General features: G+C 70.8%; 18 protein-coding genes and 1 tRNA gene. 7 read left to right on the forward strand and 12 right to left on the reverse strand.

What is annotated here, in order from left to right:
- The first annotated feature begins 10 nt into the window (after nucleotides 1-10).
- On the forward strand, nucleotides 11-1,318 hold the full coding sequence (locus ACIGWZ_RS20565) for a glycosyltransferase (protein WP_400066608.1): 1,308 nt from the start codon (nucleotides 11-13) through the stop codon (nucleotides 1,316-1,318).
- A 73-nt stretch (nucleotides 1,319-1,391) separates the two neighbouring features.
- Here ACIGWZ_RS20565 and ACIGWZ_RS20570 read toward each other — a convergent pair whose 3' ends face one another.
- Nucleotides 1,392-1,874 carry a MarR family winged helix-turn-helix transcriptional regulator gene (locus ACIGWZ_RS20570; protein WP_400066610.1) on the reverse strand — a complete coding sequence of 161 codons (483 nt, stop codon included), beginning with the start codon at nucleotides 1,872-1,874 and terminating at the stop codon, nucleotides 1,392-1,394.
- Nucleotides 1,875-1,974: 100 nt separating this feature from the next.
- Between ACIGWZ_RS20570 and ACIGWZ_RS20575 the strand changes: the two genes are divergently transcribed.
- Nucleotides 1,975-2,634, forward strand: a complete 660-nt coding sequence (locus ACIGWZ_RS20575; RefSeq protein WP_400066612.1) for a carboxymuconolactone decarboxylase family protein — start codon at nucleotides 1,975-1,977, stop codon at nucleotides 2,632-2,634.
- Between the two features lie 142 nt (nucleotides 2,635-2,776).
- Here the strand turns inward: ACIGWZ_RS20575 and ACIGWZ_RS20580 are convergent, their stop codons facing one another.
- The 10 genes from ACIGWZ_RS20580 to galU all read right to left on the reverse strand — a co-directional run bounded on the left by ACIGWZ_RS20580 (nucleotide 2,777) and on the right by galU (nucleotide 11,627).
- Nucleotides 2,777-3,751 carry a DMT family transporter gene (locus tag ACIGWZ_RS20580; protein WP_400066614.1) on the reverse strand — a complete coding sequence of 325 codons (975 nt, stop codon included), beginning with the start codon at nucleotides 3,749-3,751 and terminating at the stop codon, nucleotides 2,777-2,779.
- 153 nt (nucleotides 3,752-3,904) lie between these two features.
- Nucleotides 3,905-5,095, reverse strand: coding sequence for an argininosuccinate synthase-related protein (locus ACIGWZ_RS20585; protein ID WP_400066616.1), 1,191 nt, complete (start codon nucleotides 5,093-5,095; stop codon nucleotides 3,905-3,907).
- 13 nt (nucleotides 5,096-5,108) lie between these two features.
- Nucleotides 5,109-5,843: a 2OG-Fe dioxygenase family protein gene (locus ACIGWZ_RS20590; RefSeq protein ID WP_400066618.1), complete on the reverse strand. Its 735-nt coding sequence runs from the start codon at nucleotides 5,841-5,843 to the stop codon at nucleotides 5,109-5,111.
- Between the two features lie 554 nt (nucleotides 5,844-6,397).
- Nucleotides 6,398-6,470: transfer RNA gene (locus ACIGWZ_RS20595), tRNA-Ala, on the reverse strand.
- A gap of 75 nt (nucleotides 6,471-6,545) precedes the next feature.
- Complete coding sequence (locus ACIGWZ_RS20600) at nucleotides 6,546-7,574, reverse strand: hypothetical protein (RefSeq protein ID WP_400066620.1); 1,029 nt, start codon at nucleotides 7,572-7,574, stop codon at nucleotides 6,546-6,548.
- A 152-nt stretch (nucleotides 7,575-7,726) separates the two neighbouring features.
- Complete coding sequence (locus tag ACIGWZ_RS20605; RefSeq protein ID WP_400066622.1) at nucleotides 7,727-8,341, reverse strand: GNAT family N-acetyltransferase; 615 nt, start codon at nucleotides 8,339-8,341, stop codon at nucleotides 7,727-7,729.
- Nucleotides 8,342-8,355: 14 nt separating this feature from the next.
- Entirely contained in the window at nucleotides 8,356-8,856 is a 501-nt protein-coding gene (locus tag ACIGWZ_RS20610) for a molybdenum cofactor biosynthesis protein B (RefSeq protein WP_400066624.1), read from the reverse strand.
- A complete protein-coding gene (gene moaC / locus ACIGWZ_RS20615; protein ID WP_400066626.1) occupies nucleotides 8,853-9,335 on the reverse strand; it encodes a cyclic pyranopterin monophosphate synthase MoaC in 483 nt (160 codons plus the stop codon). Before moaC ends, ACIGWZ_RS20610 begins: the two co-directional genes overlap by 4 nt.
- Nucleotides 9,336-9,403: 68 nt before the next feature.
- Entirely contained in the window at nucleotides 9,404-10,720 is a 1,317-nt protein-coding gene (gene glp / locus ACIGWZ_RS20620) for a gephyrin-like molybdotransferase Glp (protein ID WP_400066629.1), read from the reverse strand.
- A gap of 4 nt (nucleotides 10,721-10,724) precedes the next feature.
- Nucleotides 10,725-11,627: a UTP--glucose-1-phosphate uridylyltransferase GalU gene (gene galU / locus ACIGWZ_RS20625; RefSeq protein ID WP_400066631.1), complete on the reverse strand. Its 903-nt coding sequence runs from the start codon at nucleotides 11,625-11,627 to the stop codon at nucleotides 10,725-10,727.
- Between the two features lie 81 nt (nucleotides 11,628-11,708).
- On the opposite strand from galU, the gene ACIGWZ_RS20630 reads away from it, so the two are divergent.
- Nucleotides 11,709-12,374 carry a 5-formyltetrahydrofolate cyclo-ligase gene (locus ACIGWZ_RS20630; RefSeq protein WP_400066633.1) on the forward strand — a complete coding sequence of 222 codons (666 nt, stop codon included), beginning with the start codon at nucleotides 11,709-11,711 and terminating at the stop codon, nucleotides 12,372-12,374.
- 81 nt (nucleotides 12,375-12,455) lie between these two features.
- Here ACIGWZ_RS20630 and ACIGWZ_RS20635 read toward each other — a convergent pair whose 3' ends face one another.
- Nucleotides 12,456-15,164 (reverse strand): penicillin acylase family protein, encoded by a 2,709-nt coding sequence (locus tag ACIGWZ_RS20635; RefSeq protein WP_400066635.1) that lies wholly within the window; start codon nucleotides 15,162-15,164, stop codon nucleotides 12,456-12,458.
- Between the two features lie 221 nt (nucleotides 15,165-15,385).
- On the opposite strand from ACIGWZ_RS20635, the gene ACIGWZ_RS20640 reads away from it, so the two are divergent.
- From ACIGWZ_RS20640 to ACIGWZ_RS20655, 4 genes are all read left to right on the forward strand, one after another.
- A complete protein-coding gene (locus ACIGWZ_RS20640; protein WP_400067248.1) occupies nucleotides 15,386-16,945 on the forward strand; it encodes a potassium/proton antiporter in 1,560 nt (519 codons plus the stop codon).
- Nucleotides 16,946-17,354: 409 nt separating this feature from the next.
- Nucleotides 17,355-18,656 (forward strand): MFS transporter, encoded by a 1,302-nt coding sequence (locus tag ACIGWZ_RS20645; protein ID WP_400066636.1) that lies wholly within the window; start codon nucleotides 17,355-17,357, stop codon nucleotides 18,654-18,656.
- 135 nt (nucleotides 18,657-18,791) lie between these two features.
- The gene (locus tag ACIGWZ_RS20650; protein ID WP_400066637.1) at nucleotides 18,792-19,139 is read left to right on the forward strand and encodes an FmdB family zinc ribbon protein; all 348 of its coding nucleotides are present in this window, start codon (nucleotides 18,792-18,794) and stop codon (nucleotides 19,137-19,139) included.
- 127 nt (nucleotides 19,140-19,266) lie between these two features.
- Nucleotides 19,267-20,100, forward strand: a complete 834-nt coding sequence (locus ACIGWZ_RS20655; RefSeq protein ID WP_400066639.1) for an S-methyl-5'-thioadenosine phosphorylase — start codon at nucleotides 19,267-19,269, stop codon at nucleotides 20,098-20,100.
- Nucleotides 20,101-20,682 lie beyond the last annotated feature (582 nt).

The following is a 20,682-nucleotide window of genomic DNA, read 5'->3' on the forward strand; positions in this document are numbered from 1 at the left end:
GTCGAACCCCATGAAGATCCTGATCGCCGCCGCCGGCTCCTACGGCGACGTCGCCCCGTACACCGGCGTGGGCGCCCGCCTCCAGGACGCCGGCCACGAGGTCGCGCTCGCCACCCACGACACCTACGCCCCCCTCGTCCGGGCCGCCGGCCTGCAATTCCGTCGGCTCCCGGCCGACCCGCGTGCCGCCCGCCCCACCACTGCCGCCACCGACCGGGAGAAGTCCGCCGCCCCCGGCGGCAACCGGGCCCTGATGCGGCAGGCCGCCGCCTTCATCCGGCAGCTGGGCGGCGGCCTCACCGAAGCCGCCCGCGAGGACACCGAACTCCTGCTCCTCTCCACCACCACGGCCCCCCTCGGCCGGCACCTCGCCGAGGCGATGCGCATCCCGTGCCTGGAGCTGCCCCTCGTCCCCACCACCCCCACCGGCGACTTCGCCCCCGTCATCGGCGGCGGCCGCTCCCTGGGCCGCTGGGGCAACCGCGCCGCCGGCCGCCTCTCCCTCCGCGTCGTCGACCGCCTCTACGCCGACGCGACCCGCGACCTCCGCACCCGCCTCGACCTGCCGCCCGCCACGCCCCGTACGGTGCGCCGCCGCGCCGAAGCGGCCGGCCCCCCGGTTCTGCACGGCTTCAGCGAGGTCCTGGTGCCCCGTCCCGCCGACTGGCGCGCCGGCCTGGACGTCGTCGGAAACTGGTGGCCCTGGCACTCCCCCGACGCCCAACTCCCTTCCGCCCTACGGGACTTCCTCGCCGCCGGCCCGCCCCCGGTCTTCATCGGCTTCGGCAGCATGGCGTCCGGCGACGGCGAACGGCTGAGCTCCCTGACCGTACGGGCGCTACGCCGCGCCAAGGTCCGCGGCATCCTCCAGTCCGGCTGGGCGAACCTGACCACCCGGACCGCCGCCGACCGCTCCGGCGACCCCGACGGCGCCGCCCGCTCCGACGACCCCGACCTCCTCACCATCGGCGAGGTCCCGCACGCCCTCCTCTACCCCCAGGTGGCCGCGGTGGTCCACCACTGCGGCGCCGGCACCGCCGCCGCGGGACTCCGCGCCGGCGTCCCCACCGTCCCGCTCCCCGTCGCCGCCGACCAGCCCTTCTGGGCCGCCCGCCTGGCTTCCCTCGGCGCCGCCACCGCCCCGATCCCGTTCAAGGACCTTGCCGCGGACGACGCCGTGACCCGTCTCGCCGACGCCCTCACCCGGGCCACCACGGACCCCGCCCTCCTCGAACGCGCCGCTCACGCCGCCCGCCGCCTCGCCTGCGAGGACGGCGCCGGCGCGGTCGCCAGGGCAGTCGACCGCCTGGCCGGCTAAGGGCTGTCCGCCCCCGGAGAGAGACGGACGGACCGCCCGACGTACACCCTGCGGCGGAAGCGCGTCGGGCGGGTCAGCCGCCGAACCACCCCGCAACATCCACCCGGAGTCCGTCCGCGGGAACCACGGTGCGCAGCGCCGCCTCCACCTCGCCGAGCCGCTCCGACCCCAGCACCCTCTCCCACCGGGTATGCAGCTCGTCGAAGATCGCGGCCGACCGGACCAGCACGTCGACGCCGCGCGGCGTGAGCCCGATCACCTTGCGCCGGCCGTCCGCCGGATCATCGAACCGCTCGACATAGCCCAGCCCTTCCAGCCGGTCGACGGTCTTGCCTGCGGCCTGCTTGGAGACGCCGAGCCGTCGCCCCAGCTCGCTGGCGGTCACCCCGTCCCGCCCGATCGCCTGCAGGGCAAACCCGTACGCGGGCCGTGCGCCCGGATGCCCCTGCCGCGCCAGCTCCGCATGCAACTCGTCGATCAGCGAACGGAATCCGGCGAACAGCAGTAGCGGCAGCTCGTATCCAGGCGCCTTGCCGCGATCGCCCGCCTCAGCCATTGCAAAACTCGACAACCAGGTTTACTTTCATTTCGTCAACCACGTTGTCGATCCTATGCCGCGCGGCGTCGCCCGGCCACCACCGCAAAGGACCTTCGCCATGTCCACCACCATGCCCACCACACCGGCCACCCCCTTCGCCTTCCCTGACCACACCCCTCACTCGGCCCCCGCCGCCTCCCGCCCCGCCGTGGAAGCCACCGCCAAGCGCCTCGGCTACCTCCCGGCCGGAGTCGCCCGCCTCGCCACGTCACCGCAACTGCTCAACGGCTTCCTCGAACTCAGCGCGCTCTTCGAGACGACAACCCTCGACCCGCTCGCCCGCGAGGTCCTCATCATGACCATCGCCACCCGCAACGGCTGCCACCTCTGCGTCGCCATGCACACCGCCAAACTCACCGCCCTCACCACACCCCCCGACACCGAGCCGCTCCTCTCCGCCCTACGGGCCCAACAGCCCCTCCCCGAACCCCGCCTGGAGGCGATCCGCCGCTTCACCCTCGCCGTCCTGGACACCGCCGGCGACGTGGACCCCGCCGCCCTCCAGGCCTTCCTGACCCACGGCTACACCCCCCGGAACGCCCTGGAAGTCGTCCTGGGTATCGGCGCCTACACCCTGTCCACCCTCGCCAACCGCCTCACCCAGGCCCCGGTGGACGCCCCCCTCGCCCCCTACGCCTGGCACCCCACCGCCGAAGGCGCACCCGCGCCGACCGAAGACGCCGTGCGCCACCGCATTCCCGGCTCCGCCCACCCCTGATCGCCACACCACCCCGAAAAGCGACCGACCGGCACGGCCCCTCCCCGAGGGCCGGCCGGCCGGGCTCCGCGCTACGGCACGCGTGCGGCCGGGAGACCGGTCCGACGCCGCCGGGGGCGGGGTCCGGCCACCGCTGCACCGCTCATCCCGCCACCGATCGGCCCCCCTCCGCAGGCTCGGGAACCCTTTCCGCGCCGGCCACGGATCCGTTCTTCTCCTTCGCCTCCCGGTGGAGGCGTTCGATGCGTTGCCCCCATCCGGCTCCGACAAGGATCAGGGCCGCACCCACGGCGCCAAGGACTCCCAGCCGGTCACCGCCGAGGAGGACGCCGACGAGGAGCGCCCAGATGGGCTCGGTGCCCAGCAGCAGACTGACCCGGGACGGCGAGGTCTTCCGCACCGCCAGCATCTGGACGAAGAAGGCAAAGACCGTGCCGATCAGCGCCAGGTAGAGAAGGACGAGCCAGAGACCGGGACCGAGCCGGGAGGCCACCGTCCATGCGGGTTCGCCCACCAGCGGACTGACCGCGCAGAACAGCACTGCCGCCGTCGCCATCTGCACATAGGTGAGGTTGAGCGAGTCGTACTGCTTTTGGGCCGACCTCCGGTGCATCACCGTGACATGGACGGCGCGGGCCGCCGCTGCGGCCAGGACCAGCCAGTCCCCCGCGCTCGGGGGGCGCAGCCCGGTTCCCGAGGCGAGCAGGCCGACGCCGACGACGGCCGCCGTGGCGGCGAGGAAGAACTGCGGCGGCAGCCAGGACCTGTTGACGGCGCTGTCCAGGATGGGGGTCATGACGATGGTGAGACTGATGATGAGGCCGGCGTTCGTCGCGCTTGTGTGCGCGATGCCGAACGTCTCGAAGAGGAGGACCACCGCCAGGATGACTCCGAGGAGCGTCCCCGTGGCCACTTCGTCACGCCTGGCGGCGCGCAGCCTGCGGAGGCAGACGGGCAGGAAGGCCACCGCCGTCACCGCGAAGCGGAGGGCCAGAATGGCGATGACCGAGCCGGGCGTGACGAGTTCTTTCGCTGCGAGATAGGTGGAGCCCCAGACGGCCGCCACCGCCAGCAGCAGCATGTCTATCAGCCGGACACGTGAGGGGTTTGCGAGCATGGTTGCGCTCTTTCATGAAGGGCGCCGGCGCTCCTGACCGCCAACCAGCGAACGCACATTGCCTGGTCTCGAGGAGCGTGGGCGTGCTGCGGAGATGCGGCTGGGGCCTGGTCACCGTTTCCCACCAGACCCCAACCGCACCGGGTGTGCTTCTCAGACGAGTTGATACGGAGCGTTCTCGACGTGGATCGAGAACTTCTCCCACGCTTCGCGATCGCGGAGATAGCGCGGCTCATCGGCCGTGATCGAGCGGGTCTCGGCCCCGCCGGGCGTCAGCCTCCAGCGTACGGATCCGGTCACCCGCACAGCGCAGCTGTCGATGAAGGACTGAAGCGCCCGGTGCAGCTCGCCGAACCAGCGGCCTTCCAGCGATTCGCGCACCCACAGCTGTTCCAGATGCATCTTCTCCCGCATCGTCTCGGCCTCCAGGGTGGCGGTCTCCAGATGCCGGTAGGTGCGCAGCAGCAGCCAGGCCGCCGGCATCTCCCTGATCTCCAGGACCTTCTCACCGTTGTCGAGATGCTCCAGCCCGCTGTAGCGGCCGATCCCGTAGGCCCCGACGCGGGTATTGAGCTCCGCGATGAGTTCGGTGAGGGACTTCTCCACCCCGTCGACGCTCACCGGTACGCCCTCGCGGAAACGCACTTCGAGGCTCTCGCCGGACATCTCCGGCCGCCTGGCGCTCCACTGGTACATGTGCTCGGGCACCGCATGGTCCTCGGGGTCGTCGAGGATGCCGGACTCGAACTCACGGCACCACAGGTTCGAGTCACCGGAGACGATGCGCGCACTCATCTGGTCCAGGCCCACGGCCTTGAGTTCCTGGATCTTCTGGTCACGGTCCACCGGGTCGAGGTCGTACGGACTGCCGTACTGCCCGGGGAATCCCAGCAGAGCGAGGGCTCCGTTCAGCCGCCGCAGCGTATTCTGCGAACGGTTCGCCGTGTGCAGAATGGCCGCGGCCCCGAGTTCTTCGGCAAGTCCCACGGCGAGACGGGCGATAAGCGGGCGGCTCAGCGTGGAACTGACCGGGTGAGTGTCGAGGTAGACCGCCTGGGCTGCGATCGCGGGCCGGACGAATTCCTCGACGAACGTCTGGCGTCCGTCGATGATGTGCAAACGCGCGCCGAGTTCATCCGCGATGCGCTGCTTGTGTTCGCTGCTCTCGTCTTCGCCGAGGTCGACACTCACCGCGTGAATATCGCGGAACCCCGCCTGCTTTAACCGGAGCAGCAGATAAGTGCTGTCCAAACCGCCGCTGAACAAAGTGACGATGGGCCGGCCCGGGTCCAGATCGGCAGGCGTGAGCTGCCGGAAGGAACGGATGATCTGTGCCTGTATCAACGTGGTTCCCTGGTCAGCGCTCGGTACGGGTGAACATGGCGATCAGAACGTCCCGGTGGCCGTGGCCATCGGTGACGGCGGGGGTGAGCGGGGTCACGCTGTGCAGGAGCCGCTCGTCGTCCGCGAACAGGAACTCGCCGGGTTCGGCGAGCGCAACCTCCTTGAGGCACTCCCGAGTTTGCGCGTCGTAGACCGCGCTGACTCCACCGTCGATGGATTCCCGCTCGATCAGCAAGGTCAGCACAAAGTCGACGCCGTCACGGTGCATTCCCTCGGGCGTAGGCTGACCGTCTTCCTCGCCCCGGGCCAGGATGCGGTTCTGGAAGGTCTGAATCTTCCAGGCAGCTTCTCCGACGATCTCCGTCAGCGAACCGGCGCACCACTCGAAGACCGACCGCAGGACGGGGCTTTCCGCGACATGCGCTTCGAAGGGCTCGAAGTGCCGCTCTATTCCCCCGTTCAGATAATTGACCTCCATCGTCTGGGAGTAGGGAACGTGAGCAAGTAACGCCATGCTGCCGTCGGCGGTGTCGTACGAGAACTCCGAATAGCGGCGCTCACGATAGGTGCCGCCATCGGCCATGTAGCCGTCCTGGTGGAGGTTGTTCCAGCTGTCCGTGAACTGCTTCCATTCGGCACTCTGCGCAAACTCGGCACCCAGCACCGCGCCGAGCTTCCCGTGGAAGTACCCCTGACCGTCCGGGCCCATCACGGGCGCGGGAGCGACGGCTTCGTTCGTGGTTTTCAAGGTGGAGATCCTCTGCTGTGGTGCACACGCGCACCAGGCGTGCACTCGTGGGTTGTTCACACCCGGCCGGCCAAGAGAGCGGATCCGGCCGGACGCGAACGGAAGAGAGGCGACCGCGCTACCGGTAGCCGCGACCGAGGCATGCCCTCGGCGCTGTGAACGTATCGCCAGCCGATCATTTGTGGATCTTGGAAAGTCGGCACCGCCCACGCCGCGCGCGGAACAGGGAAGACGGGCCCGCGAGGGACAGCCGCAATAATTTCCTCACGAGGGCCATCGCGAAGGATATTTTTCCGCCGACCACGCCTTTCGGCAGGAGAATCAACAAAGCGAGCGCCCTAAACGGGGCACTTGGCGCAGATCCCGCGAAACCCTCCCCAGGTACCGCACCCAGTGAAGATGATCACAGGCGAGGCGGCGGGAGTGTCGCGCCGTCGAACCCTCCGCGAGAGCCGACGCCGGTCGCCGGGCGTCGCCACGGTTGCGGCACCGCTCCGCCGCACGACGCGAAAAAGCCCCCACCGGATCATCCCGGCGGGGGCTTTGACGTGCTGTGGACCTGAGGGGACTCGAACCCCTGACCCCCTCGTTGCGAACGAGGTGCGCTACCAGCTGCGCCACAGGCCCTTGCGACGAGTGAAACTCTAGCATCTCGGCCGCGGTGCTCGGAAATCGCTTCCGGTGCTGGTCAGCGGAGGGGCGTCACTCGTTCGCGGCGCGGGGGCGGTCCTCGTCCTCGTACTGGTCGAAGAGGGGGGTGCGGCCGCGGGGGCGGCGGGCGTGGGTGTCGGGCTGGGGGTGGTCGGGGGCGGCGCTGGAGCGGGCGGAGCTCCAGGCGTCGTCGGCGTCGAGGTCGACGTGGCTGGTGGCGCGGGGGGCCACCGGGGCGGTGACGTAGGTGGGGAGGGGAACGGGGACGGGCTCCCAGCTGCCGGAGGCGGGGCGGGGGCGTTCGCGCTCGCGCTGCTGGTCGACCCACTCGGCGTGGTCGGTCTCCTCGACGAGGGCGCGGCGGCCGGCGGTGTGGGGCGGGGTGGGCGCGGCCGGGCGGGGCGGTTCCGGGATCGCCTCGGGCGGGGCGTCAGCGTGGGCGTCGGGCTGGTGGGCGTCGGCGGGCGGCTGGTCGGCCGCCGGCTGAGGGCGGGGCCGGCCCTCCCGCAGCCGTTGCGCCGCCGCCTCCGCCTTGCGCCGGTCCATGGTGAAGACGAAGCGGCGCCGTTCCTGGACGCGGAGGTAAATGATGTACGCGGTGAGGAGGCCGGCGGGGGCGGCGGGCGCCCAGAGGAAGGGGAGGCCGCCGACCGCGGCGGCGATGGCGCCGATGGTGAAGGCGAGGAAGAGGATGGTGATGGTGCGTCGGCGGCGGGCGAGAACCTTGGCGCGCTTGGTCCGCTCGGAGAGGGAGGGGCGGGGCGGCGTCGACTGCACCCGGGTGTGCGGGGCCTCGGCCTCGACCGCCGGTTCGGGGTCGACGAAGGGCCCGGCGTCCGGCTCGTCGGCCGGGGCGTCCGGGTGCTGCTCGTCGCCGGCATCGTCGGCGGGACGCTCCTCCTGCCCCTTGTCGTAACGGCGTTGCATGGCCGCACGTCCGGACAGGAGCCGGATGGCAGTGCTGAAGCGTTCGGTCGGACGTGCCTCGTTGAGCTCGTCCTGCCTACGGAGCCACATCGGCACCAAATAGGCGGCCCAGGCCCCGACGATGACTGCGTAGATGAGGCCGCTGCTTCTCACAACTCACACGGTAGAGGGGTTTGCGCGGGGCCATCCGCCAATTGGGCCGGTGTGTCGCACGATCTGGCTGATATCTCGAACTTTTTTTGTGATTGTAAGGACGGCCTGGCCGGGAATCCGGTCAGGCCGGACACGCTATTCGAACAGTTATTTCATTTGTGGGGTGCGCCCGGTGTACTGGGCCGGTGCTGCCGCCAGCGGTTGAGCAGGCCTTCGGGCACTTCTTCCGCGGTCAGCGCGAATACGGCGTGGTCACGCCAGCCGCCGTCGATGTGCAGATAGCGCGGGCGGATGCCCTCCTCGCGGAAGCCGAGTTTCTCCACCACGCGTCGGCTGGGGATGTTTTCCGGCCGAATACAGACCTCGATGCGGTGCAGTCCCACGGCGCGGAAGCAGTGGTCCACGGCGAGCGCCACTGCGGTCGGCATGACGCCGCGCCCGGCGACCTGTTGGTCGACCCAGTAGCCGATATGGCCCGAGCACATGGAGCCCCAGGTAATACCGGCCACGGTGAGCTGTCCCGCGAGTTGGCCGCGGTATTCGATGACGAACGGGAGCATCCGGCCGGCGTGCGCCTCGGCGCGTAGATGGCGGACCATCTGGCGGTACGTGGGGCGGTGCGGCGGCGGCATGCCGGGCGGGGGCGGCGGGATGGTGGCTTCCCAGGGGCGCAGCCAGTCGCGGTTGCGGCGGTTGACCTCGCGCCAGGGGCGCTGGTCGCGCAGCTTTATCGGGCGGAGGGTGACGTCTCCCTCTACGAGGACCACCGGCCAGGACGCGTTCAGCTCGGGCTCCCGGTGGGTCTGGGGTGGTCGCCGCCGCGGATCTGGTCGACGGCGTGCGGCAGGAGGTCGGCCAGGACGGCCAGACCGTCGCGGACGCCGCCCGGGGAGCCGGGGAGGTTGATGATCAGCGTCGTACCGGCCACGCCTGCCAGGCCGCGGGACAGGGCGGCGGTGGGGACCTTCTCGCGGCCGGCCGCGCGGATGGCCTCGGGGATGCCGGGGATCTCGAAGTCCAGGATCCGGCGGGTGGCCTCGGGCGTGCGGTCGGTGGGCGAGAGGCCCGTACCGCCGGTGGTCAGGACGACGGCGTAGGAAGCTGCCACGGCGGCGCGCAGGGCGGCCTCCACCGGGTCGCCGTCGGGGACGACCTGGGGGCCGTCGGTCTCGAAGCCCATGGCGGTCAGGCCCTCGGCGAGGAGCGGGCCGCCCTTGTCGGGGTAGACGCCGGCAGCGGCGCGGTTGGAGGCCGTGACGACCAGGGCGCGGGCGGGGCTCACGGCCGGGTCCAGTCGCCGGACTTGCCGCCGGTCTTCTCCTCGACGCGGATGTCGGAGATGACCGCCGCCTTGTCGACCGCCTTGATCATGTCGACGACCGTGAGGGCGGCCACGGAGACGGCGGTCAGCGCCTCCATTTCGACACCGGTGCGGTCGGTGGTCTTGACCGTGGCGGCGATTTCGACCGCTTCGTCGGTGACGGTCAGGTCCAGTTTCACGCCGGAGACGGCGAGGGGGTGGCACAGGGGGATCAGCTCGGGGGTGCGCTTGGCGCCCATGATGCCGGCGATCCGGGCGGTGGCCAGGGCGTCGCCCTTGGGCATGCCCTCGCCCCGCAGCAGCTCGATGACCTGCGGCGATACCAGGACGCGGCCGCGGGCGCGGGCGGTGCGGGCGGTGACGGACTTCTCCGATACGTCGACCATCCGGGCCGCGCCCGCCGCGTCGATATGAGTGAGATGTTGCTGGCCGCTGCTCATCGTTCTCCTGGTCCGGACCGTGCCGTGCCGCGCCTGTGGGACGACACCGTACCCGCACGGGTCGCCGGCTACCCGAGCAGGACGACCTCCACCTCCCCGCCCGCGGCCACCTCGGTGGTGTCCTCCGGGACGATGATCAGGGCGTTGGCATGGGCGAGGGCCTTGATCAGGTGGGAGCCGGAGCCGCCCACCGGGGTCACCTGACCGGCGTCCGGGTCGTAGGAGCCGCGCAGGAACTGCCGCTTTCCCTTGGGCGAGGAGGCGATGGGCTCCGTGCACTCGGCCTGCGCGGTGGGGCGGTGGACGTCCGGCAGGCCCATCAGGGTGCGGATGGCGGGGCGGACGAAGAGCTCGAAGGAGACGTAGGAGCTGACGGGGTTGCCGGGGAGCGCCATGAGGGGCGTGCGGTCGGGGCCGATGAGGCCGAAGCCCTGGGGTTTGCCGGGCTGCATGGCCAGCTTGCGGAACTCGACCATGCCCTCCTCGGCGGAGAAGTCGGTCAGCGTTTCCTTGACGACGTCGTAGGCGCCGACGCTGACGCCGCCGCTGGTGACCAGGATGTCGGCGCGGATGAGCTGGTCCTCGAGGGTGGAGCGCAGCGTATCGGCGTCATCGGCGACCGCGCCCACGCGGTAGGCGATCGCTCCGGCGGCGCGGGCGGCGGCGGTGAGCTGGAAGCTGTTGGAGTCGTGGATCTGGCCGGGACCCAACGCCTCACCGGGCTGGACCAGTTCGCTGCCGGTGGACATCACCACGACGCGGGGGCGGGGCCGGACCCGGACCGTGCCGCGGCCGATGGCGGCGAGCAGGCCGATCTGGGAGGGGCCCAGGACCGTGCCGGCGCGCAGGGCCGGCTCGCCCGCGGAGACGTCGCTGCCCTGGGCGCGGATATGGGCGCCCGCCGCCACGGGGCGGTGGACGCGGACCTCGCCCGTCGCGTCCTGGGGGGCGGCACTGTGGGCGCGCATGCCGGCGGCCGGGCCCTGGCCGCTGCCGCCGTCGGTCCATTCGACGGGGACGACGGCCTCGGCGCCGGGCGGGACCGGGGCGCCGGTCATGATGCGGGCCGCCTCGCCGGGGCCGATGGCGGGGAGCTCGCCGCTGCCCGCCGCGACATCCCCGATGACGGTGAGGGCCGCGGGGAACTCGTCGGTGGCGCCCGCGACATCGGCGACCCGGACGGCATAGCCGTCCATGGAGCTGTTGTCGAAGGGCGGCAGCGCGACGGGGACGGTGATGTCCTCGACCAGGACGCAGCCCTGGGCGTCGAGGAGTTGCAGCTCGATCGGTTCCAGCGGATGGATCTTCGACAGAACGTCGTCGAGGTGCTCGGCCACCGACCAGACGCGGTCCTGGTGGCGGGTCTGGTCGGTGGTGCCGTTCAACGTCCTACATCTCCTCGGTGACGTAACTGCGAAGCCAGGCTCTGAAGTCCGGGCCCAGGTCTTCACGTTCGCATGCCAGTCTGACAATGGCACGCAGGTAATCGCCGCGGTCGCCGGTGTCATACCGCCGGCCCTTGAAGATGACGCCGTGTACGGGTCCCCCGAGGGCGGGGTCGGCGGCCAGCGCCTGGAGGGCGTCGGTCAGCTGGATCTCGCCGCCGCGGCCCGGTTCGGTCTTGCGCAGCACCTCGAAGACGGCCGGGTCGAGGACATAGCGGCCGATGATCGCGAGGTTGCTGGGGGCCTCGGCGGGGTCGGGCTTTTCGATCAGGTCGGAGACCACGACCACGTCGTCGTCGCCGGTGGGGGTGGCGGCCGCGCAGCCGTAGAGGTGGATCTGGGACGGGTCGACCTCCATCAGGGCGATGACGGAGCCGCCGTGCTGTTCCTGTATCTCGACCATGCGCTGGAGCAGCGGGTCGCGGGGGTCGATGAGGTCGTCGCCGAGGAGGACCGCGAAGGGCTGGTCGCCGACGTGCGGCGCGGCGCAGAGGACGGCGTGGCCCAGGCCCCTGGGGTCGCCCTGCCGTACGTAGTGCATGGTCGCCAGGTCACTGGATTCCTGGACCTTCGCCAGCCGGGATTCGTCGCCCTTGCGGTGCAGGGCCTCTTCGAGTTCGTAGTTGCGGTCGAAGTGGTCCTCAAGGGGGCGCTTGTTGCGGCCGGTGACCATCAGTACGTCCGAGAGTCCGGCGGCGGCCGCCTCTTCCACCACGTACTGGATGGCGGGCTTGTCGACGACCGGGAGCATCTCCTTGGGTGTGGCCTTCGTGGCGGGGAGAAACCGGGTGCCGAGGCCGGCTGCCGGGATGACAGCCTTGCTGATCCGCGTGTGCGATGGGGTCATGCGCGCCACCATAACCGGCCCTATCGGAACGATGATGAGGGTCTGGTGAATAGAGCATGAGAGCGGAGCAAGGGCCCACAAATGAACTCTGGTCACGAATCCGATCACGATAGGAAGCGCAGGTTGCGGCGAGATCTCCTGGAGGTGAGGAGATCGTTGCCGCCGGATGTCGTCGCGGCGACGGGCGCCGAGCTGGCCCGGCGGACGCTGGAGCTGGCGGAATTCCGGGCGGTGGCGTCCGGGGAGGGCGCCCCGGGGACGGAGACGCCGTCCGGCCGGGCCGCCGCGCCGGCCGTGGCCGCATACGTCTCCATCGGCAACGAACCCGGCACGCTGCCGCTGCTGGACCGGCTGCGGGCGGCGGGGGTGCGGGTGCTGCTGCCCGTACTGCTGCCGGACAACGATCTCGACTGGGCGGTGTACGAGGGCGCCGAGCGGCTCGTACGGGCCGGCTGGGGGCTGCTGGAGCCGGCCGGGGAGCGGCTCGGACCGGAGGCCGTCACGGAGGCCGGTGTGGTGCTGCTGCCGGGTCTGGCGGTGGACGGGCGGGGGCTGCGGCTGGGGCGCGGCGGCGGGTCCTACGACCGGGTGCTGGAGCGGCTGGAGCGGGCCGGGTCGACGGCGTCGCTGGTGGTGCTGCTGTACGACACGGAAGTGCTGGAGGACGTGCCGGCCGAGGCGCACGACCGGCCGGTGCATGCGGCGGTGACGCCCTCGGGGGTGCACCGCTTCCTGGGGCCTTCCTGAGGCCGTCATGATCCGAGAACGCCGTCGGGCGGGCGGGGAAGTTCCCCGGCCCGCCCGACGGCGCTGATGCTGTCCGCGGCCTTACGGCGTCAGCGTCAGCGTGTCCTTCGCCTTCTTCTTGACGGCCGACTCACTGAACGCCCAGGGCAGCAGTTCGCCCTTGGCCCACTTGTCGGTCTGGTCGTAGTAGTGCGCGCTGTAGGCGTGCCCGGAGGCGCCGGTGAGGTTGATCCAGCGGGACTTGTCGAGGTCGGCGAGGTTGACGACCATCCGCATGGACGGGACCCAGGTGACCTTGTAGCCGCCCGCGGCGTTCCAGCCGGTGGCGTCGACCGCGGCCTCGCCGCCGCCGACGTTCCACGGGCCCCGGTTGAACAGGCCCTGCAGGAAGCCGGGGCCGTCGGTGCCCAGGGTCTGGTTGTTCAGGTACAGCTGGTGCAGGCGGCCCCAGCTCCAGTTGTCGATGTTCTTGCCGAGCTTGGCGGTCAGCTCGTAGCGGGCGTCCTTCATGGCCTCGGCGAGGAGCTGGTCGCGGTTCTTGTCACCGGGGTGGCCGGGCCGGTCCTCGGTCGTCCACCAGGCGTTGTGGGGGTCGTCCAGGATCTTGCGGACGACCTCGTACCAGCGGTCGCCGCCGTCGGGCTGCGCCGAGTCGGCGGCCCGCTCGCCGCATTCGCGGACCAGCTTGTTCAGGTCGTCGGCGGGGCCGGTCTCGTCGGCCGGGCGGACGGTGAGGCACTGGCCCTCGAGCCGCAGTTCCTTGGGCATCTTGTTGCCGAAGGCGAGCTTGAGGGTGTTGCGCCAGACGGCGTTGAAGTAGGCGGCCGCGGCGGAGTCGGGCTCCTGGGTGAAGTCCCAGCCCTCCAGCAGCTGCTGGGCGTCGCGGACGTACTTGTCCTTGATGTCGATCTTCGTGAGGTACGGGGTCAGCAGCCGGGCGATCTCGCTGCTGTTGTCCTTCTGGAAGGCCTGCATGTCGTCCGTGGAGACCTTGCCGCCGTCCTTGATCTTCGACTGGATGAGGTCGTTGATCCGCTGGCTGCGGGCGCCGTAGCCCCAGTCCTTGGTGAGGAGGTAGGGGTACTTGTCCTCGTCGATGACGGCCTGGTTGGCGGTGACGATGTAGCCGCGCTTGGGGTTGTACTCCCAGGGCAGGGCCTGCTGCGGGATGTAGCGCTTCCAGCCGTACTTCGGGTCCCAGCCGGGCGCCGGGAAGGTGCCGTCGCCGGCGCCGCGGACCGGGATCCGGCCGGGCGCCTGGTAGCCGATGTTGCCCTTGGTGTCGGCGTAGATCAGGTTCTGCGAGGGAACCTCGAAGTGCTCGGCGGCCTTGCGGAAGCCGTTCCAGTCCTTGGCGCGGCCGAGCTCGAAGACGGCGTCCATGGACGTGCCGGGGTCCAGGGCGGTCCAGCGCAGCGATACGGCGTAGCCGTCGCCGCGGTCCGGTGCGGCGTTGCCGACGGGTGCGTCCTTGCCGACGCCGGTCAGTTCGTCGTCGCGGTCGGAGACGATCGGCCCGTTGTTGGTGGCGCGGACCGTGATGTGACGGGTCTCCCCGCCGGCGACCTTGATGGTCTCCTTGCGCGTGAGGAACGGGCGCTGCTTGTTGTCGAAGAGGTACCCGTCGGCGCTGACCTTCTCCAGGTAGAGGTCGGAGACGTCGGCGCCCAGGTTGGTCATGCCCCAGGAGATGTTCTGGTTGTGGCCGATGACGACGCCGGGCATGCCGGAGAAGGTGAAGCCGGAGACGTCGTAGTTGCACTGGGGGCCGGTGGTACGGCAGTGCAGGCCCATCTGATACCAGAGCGAGGGCATCTGCGGCGCCAGGTGCGGGTCGTTGGCCAGCAGCGGCTTGCCGGTGGTGGTGTGGTCACCGGAGACGACCCAGGAGTTGGAGCCGATGCCGTTGCCGTTGGGGCCGAGCAGCGCGGGGACCTTGTCGAGGGTCTTGGACAGCGAGGACAGCTGCGACTGCAGGCCGGCGGTGGCGGTGCCGGCCGGGGCGGCGTTGACCGAGCCCTTGGGCCGGTACTTCTTGGTGGCCGGGTCGACCGAACCGCCCTCGACGATCGGCTTGTTCCGCTGGGACGGGTACTTCGGGTACAGCTGGGCGATCTGCTCCGGGGTGAAGCGGCTGGTCATCAGGGAGCGGTCGATCTCCTCCTGCATGTTGCCGCGCAGGTCCCAGGCCATCGCCTTGAGCCAGGCGACCGAGTCGACCGGCGTCCACTTCCCGGGCGTGTAGTCGTTCTCGAGGCCCAGCGCCGCGTACTCCAGGGACAGGGCCGAGCCCTGGTGCCCCTTGAGGTAGGCGTTGACGCCGTCGGAGTAGGCCTGGAGATATTTCTTGGTGCTCGGCGACAGCTTGGTGTCGTATTCCTTCTGCGCCACGTGGTGCCAGCCCAGCGTGCGCAGGAATTCATCGCTCTTGACCTGGCTCTTGCCGAACATCTCCGACAGGCGGCCGGCCGTCATGTGACGGCGGACGTCCATCTCCCAGAAGCGGTCCTGGGCCTGGACGTAGCCCTGGGCGCGGAAGAGGTCCTCGTCGGTGTCGGCGTAGATCTGCGGAATGCCGTTGCCGTCGCGCGAGACGTCCACCGGCTTCGTCAGCCCCGGGAGTTTGAGCGACCCGGTGGTCTCCGGGAACGAGGCGCGCACGGTACTGACGCCCCAGTACGCGCCGAAGCCGATGCCCGCCACGAGCAGCAGCACGACCGTGATGGCGACGAGGCGGCCGCGCCGCCCCTTCTTCTTTTTTGGGGCAGGGCCGGACTTGTTGGCGGGCATCTCTGTCCTTCGAGGGGCAGGGTGGGAGTGCTGGAGCAACCATAGGCGCACGGCTCCGGCGAGCCCTACGCGGAGTCACTACCAGCACATCCGACTTTCAAGTAATGGTAAATTGTTAGTCTCAGTAACTAGATACGGTAAGGATCGTAGGTCCGTAACGCCCTGCAAAGGCCCGTAAGGACCCGCCCCCATCCGGCCCGCGTGCGAGAAAGGACCAGCTCCTGACTGTCGACCACCTCAATCAACTCCTGCTGGTCTGCTCGCTCGTACTGCTCATCGCGGTGGCCGCGGTACGGCTCTCCTCGCGCAGCGGGCTCCCCAGCCTGCTCATCTACCTGGGGATAGGCATCGCCATAGGGCAGGACGGCCTCGGCGGCGTCGTCTTCGACAATGCCGAGCTGACCCAACTCCTCGGCTATGCGGCCCTCGTCGTGATCCTCGCGGAGGGCGGCCTGGGCACGAAGTGGAAGGAAATCCGGCCGGCGCTGCCCCGGGCGGCGATGCTCTCGACGGTCGGCGTCGCGGTGAGCGTGGGGGTCACCGCGGCCGGAGCGCACTATCTGGCCGGGCTCGAATGGCGTCAGGCGCTGCTGATCGGCGCGGTGGTCTCCTCGACGGACGCGGCCGCGGTCTTCTCCGTACTGCGCAGCGTCCCGCTCCCCGCCCGCCTGACGGGTGTCCTGGAAGCCGAATCGGGCTTCAACGACGCCCCGGTCGTCATCCTCGTCGTGGCCTTCTCCACGGCCGGGCCGGTCGAGCACTGGTACACCCTGATCGGCGAGATAGCCCTGGAGCTGACCATCGGCGCCGCCGTAGGGCTGGCGGTCGGCTGGCTCGGCGCGTACGGCATGCGGCATGTGGCGCTGCCCGCCTCCGGTCTCTACCCGATCGCCGTCATGGCCATCGCGGTCTCCGCCTACGCGGCCGGCGCCCTGGCGCACGGTTCCGGCTTCCTCGCCGTCTATCTGGCCGCGATGATCCTCGGCAACGCCAAGCTGCCGCACTCCCCGGCCACCCGCGGCTTCGCCGAGGGGCTCGGCTGGATCGGGCAGATCGGCATGTTCGTCCTGCTGGGCCTGCTGGTCACCCCGCACAACCTCCTCGACGACATCGTTCCGGCGCTGCTCATCGGCATGATCCTGACGATCGTGGCGCGCCCGCTGTCGGTCTTCGTGAGCCTGCTGCCGTTCCGGATGGACTGGCAGGAGAAGACCCTGCTGTCCTGGGCCGGCCTGCGCGGCGCGGTGCCCATCGTCCTGGCCACCATCCCGATGGTCACCGACATCCCGGGCAGCGAACGCGTCTTCAACATCGTCTTCGTTCTGGTCGTGGTCTACACCCTCATCCAGGGCCCGACGCTGCCGTGGCTCGCCCGGCGGCTTCGGCTGGGCGACGGCGAGGAGGCCGCCGACCTGGGCATCGAGTCGGCCCCTCTGGAGCGGCTGCGCGGCCATCTGCTGTCCACGTCCATCGGGCCCGTCTCGCGGATGCACGGCGTCGAGGTCGGCGAGCTGCGGATGCCCGCCGGCGCCGCCGTCACCTTGATCGTCCGGGACGGCTCCAGCTTCGTACCGTCGCCCTCGACCGTGCTGCGGCGCGGCGACGAGCTGCTGGTGGTGGCCACCGATCCGGTACGGGACGCGGCCGAGCGGCGGCTCCAGGCGGTCTCCCAGGGCGGCAAGCTGGCCGGCTGGCTGGGGACGGGCGGACACGGCGGCCCACGGCCCGGGGATTCGGGCGATTCCGGGGAGCGGCGGCGCGGGCGGCGCTCGGCCGGGTGAGGCGGTTCCCGTCCGGGGGCCGCGATCGGCACGGAGCCGGGCAGGACGTCGGCACGGCGTGGGGCGGAACGTCGGCACGGATCGAGTCGACCGGCGTCCACCTTGACTCCGACCGGCCGGTATGTGCGGTATCTCTCCACGGATACCAAGGAATTCCGCGTGAAGCCCTGGTTAATCCCAGGGCTTCACGCGCCTCGACCTGTAGTATGAAGAGGCAATAAACGAACCAACTCTGCCTGACGCAGAGCTGGCGCGACCGCTCGGCGGCCGCGGTCCTCTGCCACAAGCGCAGCCACTTCCCCGGTGCGGACCACGCGGTATCACTCGGTCCTGCGCGAGAGGACAGCTCTCGGCGCGTACCGTGACGACCTCGCGGCTGCGCGCTACCAGGCAGCAGAAAGGCCCGGCCGTGGCACCCGCGGTCAAGGACTCCCGTCCCGGATACGGACAACTGCTGCGCACCCCCGGTGCATGGACATTCCTGCTGCCCGGCTTTCTGGCCCGGCAGCCGTTCGCGATGCTGACGATCGGCATCACCCTGCTCGTCCAGTCCACCACCGGCTCCTTCGGCACCGCGGGCGCGGTGACCGCCGCCACCGGCGTCTCGATGGCGCTGTTCGCCCCGCAGAGCGGCAAGCTCGCCGACCGCTTCGGCCAGCGCGCGGTGCTGCTCCCCGGCGTCGCGGTGCATGTCGCCGGCGTCGTGGCCCTGATCGTCCTCGCCCTCGCGCACGCCCCCCTGTGGGCGCTGCTCGCGGTGGCCGTCCCCACCGGCGCCTCGACACCGCAGGTCGGCCCGATGGTCCGGGCCCGCTGGGCGGCGACGCTGGGCGGCAGCCCACTGATGCCGACGGCCGCCGCGTTCGAGTCGGTGACCGACGAGTTCACCTTCGTCGTCGGCCCGGTGCTGGCCACCGCGCTGTGCACCGGCATCCACCCGGCCGCCGGCCTGATCACCGAGGCCGCCCTCACCCTGGCCGGCGGGCTGCTGTTCGCCTCCCAGCGGCGCACCCAGCCGCCCGTCCACCGGGCGCAGGACAACGACCGGCCGCGCGTCTCGGCGCTCTCGGTGCCCGGCGTACGCGTACTGATCGTGGCGTTCCTCGGCATCGGCACCGTCTTCGGCGGCATGCAGGTCTCGCTGACCGCCTTCACCGAGCACATCGGACACCCTGGCATCAACGGCGTCCTCTACGGGATCTTCGCGGCCGGCAACATGATGGCGGGCATCGCCTGCGGCGCCATCAGCTGGAAGGTCGGCCCGCGGCGCCGCCTCCTGGTGGCCTACGGGCTGCTGGCGCTGGCCACCACCCCGCTGTGGGCGGTGACCGCGGTGCCGCTGCTGGCCGCCGTCGGCCTGATCATCGGCCTGTGCATCGCCCCGGCCCTGATCTCCGGGTACACCCTGGTCGAGACGCTGGTGCCGGCCGCCGCCCGCACGGAGGCCTTCACATGGCTGACCGGCGCGGTGGCGCTGGGCCAGGCGGCCGCGGCCTCCTCGGCCGGCCAGCTGGCGGACCGCTTCGGCCCGAGTGCCGGGTTCCTGGTGCCGCTGGCCGGTACGGCGCTGGCGCTGGCGGTGCTGCTGACGCTGCGCGCGCACCTGCTGCCGCGTTCGTCGACCGTGGTCACCGGCAGCGTCGCGGAGGACGCGGACGACCGGACCACCGCCGCCGCCGAGGACCGGGAGCTGGAGCTGGCGAGCGCCTGACCGGACGCGGGGCGGCCGCCCGGCCGAACGTGGAGTCGGTCACCGTACGCCGGTCACAGTGGACTGACGGGCGGGAATACTGCACTATGGATCGTCGTTAGCACTCAATGAGTGAGAGTGCCAGGAGGAAGTCAAGTGCCGACCTACCAGTACCAGTGCACCGCGTGCGGCGAGGGCCTTGAGGCCGTGCAGAAGTTCACCGACGACGCGCTGACCGAGTGCCCCAGCTGCGACGGACGCCTCAAGAAGGTGTTCTCCGCGGTCGGCATCGTCTTCAAGGGCTCCGGGTTCTACCGCAACGACAGCCGCGGCTCGTCGTCCAGCAGCAGCCCGGCGAAGAGCGCCTCCAGCACGAGCGGCTCGTCCTCCTCGGACTCGTCCGGCAGCTCGGACTCCAAGTCGACGACCTCGTCGTCCTCGGCGTCCTCCTCGTCCTCGACGGCGTCGTCTTCGTCGTCCACGAGCAGCAGCTCCGCCGCCTGACCAGCACTTCTCCGGACCCCGCCGTCGCCGACGGCGGGGTCCGCGGCTTTTTTGGCCTGCCCCGGGCCCTCAAGGGGCGGGGGTCCCCCGCCGCGGCGGGTCCGGCTGCCCCGATAGTGTGACCGGCATGTCTGACGCGGAGATTGGCGTTATCGGCGGCTCGGGGCTCTACTCCTTCCTCGACGACGTGACCGAGATCACAGTAGACACCCCCTATGGGCCGCCCAGCGACTCCCTCTTCCTGGGCGAAGTGGCCGGCCGCCGGGTCGCGTTCCTCCCTCGGCACGGTCGGGGGCACCACCTCGCCCCGCACCGCATCAACTACCGCGCCAACCTGTGGGCGCTGCGTTCGGTCGGCGTACGGCAGGTTCTCGGCCCGTGCGCCGTCGGCGGCCTGCGCCCCGAATTCGGCCCCGGCACGCTGCTCGTCCCCGACCAGCTCGTCGACCGCACCAAGTCCCGCTCCCAGTCCTATTTCGACGGCGAGCCGCTGCCGGGCGGCGACATCCCGAACATCGTCCATGTCTCGTTCGCCGACCCGTACTGCCCCACCGGACGCCGGAGCGCGGTGACGGCCGCCCGCGGCCGCAACTGGGAACCGGTCGACGGCGGCACCCTCGTCGTCATCGAAGGCCCCCGTTTCTCCACCCGCGCCGAGTCCCGCTGGCACGCCGCGCAGGGCTGGTCGGTGGTCGGCATGACCGGCCACCCCGAGGCCGTACTCGCCCGGGAACTCGGCCTCTGCTACACCTCGTTGACCCTGGTCACCGACCTGGACGCGGGCACCGAGACCGGCGACGGCGTCTCCCACGAAGAGGTCCTCAAGGTCTTCGGCCAGAACGTCGGCCGGCTGCGCGAGGTCCTCTTCGACGCGGTGGCCGCCCTCCCCGACGCCGCGGCCCGCGACTGCCCCTGTCCTACCTCCCTCGAGGGCTGGGATCTGGGCATCGAGCTGCCGTAGGGGCGCCGCGGGGGAATCGTCAGGGGCATCGGGGAACTCGGGGGCGCAGGAGGCGCAGGAGGCGCCTGAGGGTGACCGAGTTGTCCACAGACACGGGTTCCTCCACAGCCCGAAGCGGGCTGCGAGAAATTCCGGCACGGTGGTGATCGCCGGTGATCACCGGCCCGGATTCCGCACTCACGCAACAGGCGGTGACCACGATGCTCCGTCCCTCCCTCGACCTTCCCTCGGCCGATTCAAGGCTCCCCCTGCCCCCGCTCCCCGACCCGCCGCTCCCGACTCCCCCGACGTGTGAAGTGCCCCACTTCGCGCCGGTACGGGCCGTCGGCGGCCGATGCCGATGGCGGCGGGTGACACGACGGCGCCTGCTCTCGGCCGCACTGGCGATGGCCGCCGCAGCACTGGCCACCGGCGTTTCGTATGGTGCCGTACGAACGGCTCCGGCGGCGGGCTGCCCGGCGGCGGCGCTCTCCGGAGGGCGGTAGTCGTGCCCCAAGATCGAGTGGCATCCGTTCCGCTCGCACGCAAAGCTTCTCCGGGGTGGAGGTGCCCCCTGCCTCTCTCGGGAGCCTGGGGAAGGCC

Origin of the sequence: Streptomyces sp. NPDC053427 (assembly GCF_044544985.1) — a bacterium.
Lineage (GTDB): Bacteria > Actinomycetota > Actinomycetes > Streptomycetales > Streptomycetaceae > Streptomyces.

What these genes read in the sequence shown, in the direction of transcription:
- ACIGWZ_RS20565 (WP_400066608.1), top strand. Translation starts at nt 11, where the DNA reads ATGAAGATCCTGATCGCCGCCGCCGGCTCCTACGGCGACGTCGCCCCG.
- ACIGWZ_RS20570 (WP_400066610.1), bottom strand. Translation starts at nt 1,874, where the DNA reads ATGGCTGAGGCGGGCGATCGCGGCAAGGCGCCTGGATACGAGCTGCCG.
- ACIGWZ_RS20575 (WP_400066612.1), top strand. Translation starts at nt 1,975, where the DNA reads ATGTCCACCACCATGCCCACCACACCGGCCACCCCCTTCGCCTTCCCT.
- ACIGWZ_RS20580 (WP_400066614.1), bottom strand. Translation starts at nt 3,751, where the DNA reads ATGCTCGCAAACCCCTCACGTGTCCGGCTGATAGACATGCTGCTGCTG.
- moaC (WP_400066626.1), bottom strand. Translation starts at nt 9,335, where the DNA reads ATGAGCAGCGGCCAGCAACATCTCACTCATATCGACGCGGCGGGCGCG.
- galU (WP_400066631.1), bottom strand. Translation starts at nt 11,627, where the DNA reads ATGACCCCATCGCACACGCGGATCAGCAAGGCTGTCATCCCGGCAGCC.
- ACIGWZ_RS20630 (WP_400066633.1), top strand. Translation starts at nt 11,709, where the DNA reads ATGAACTCTGGTCACGAATCCGATCACGATAGGAAGCGCAGGTTGCGG.
- ACIGWZ_RS20635 (WP_400066635.1), bottom strand. Translation starts at nt 15,164, where the DNA reads ATGCCCGCCAACAAGTCCGGCCCTGCCCCAAAAAAGAAGAAGGGGCGG.
- ACIGWZ_RS20655 (WP_400066639.1), top strand. Translation starts at nt 19,267, where the DNA reads ATGTCTGACGCGGAGATTGGCGTTATCGGCGGCTCGGGGCTCTACTCC.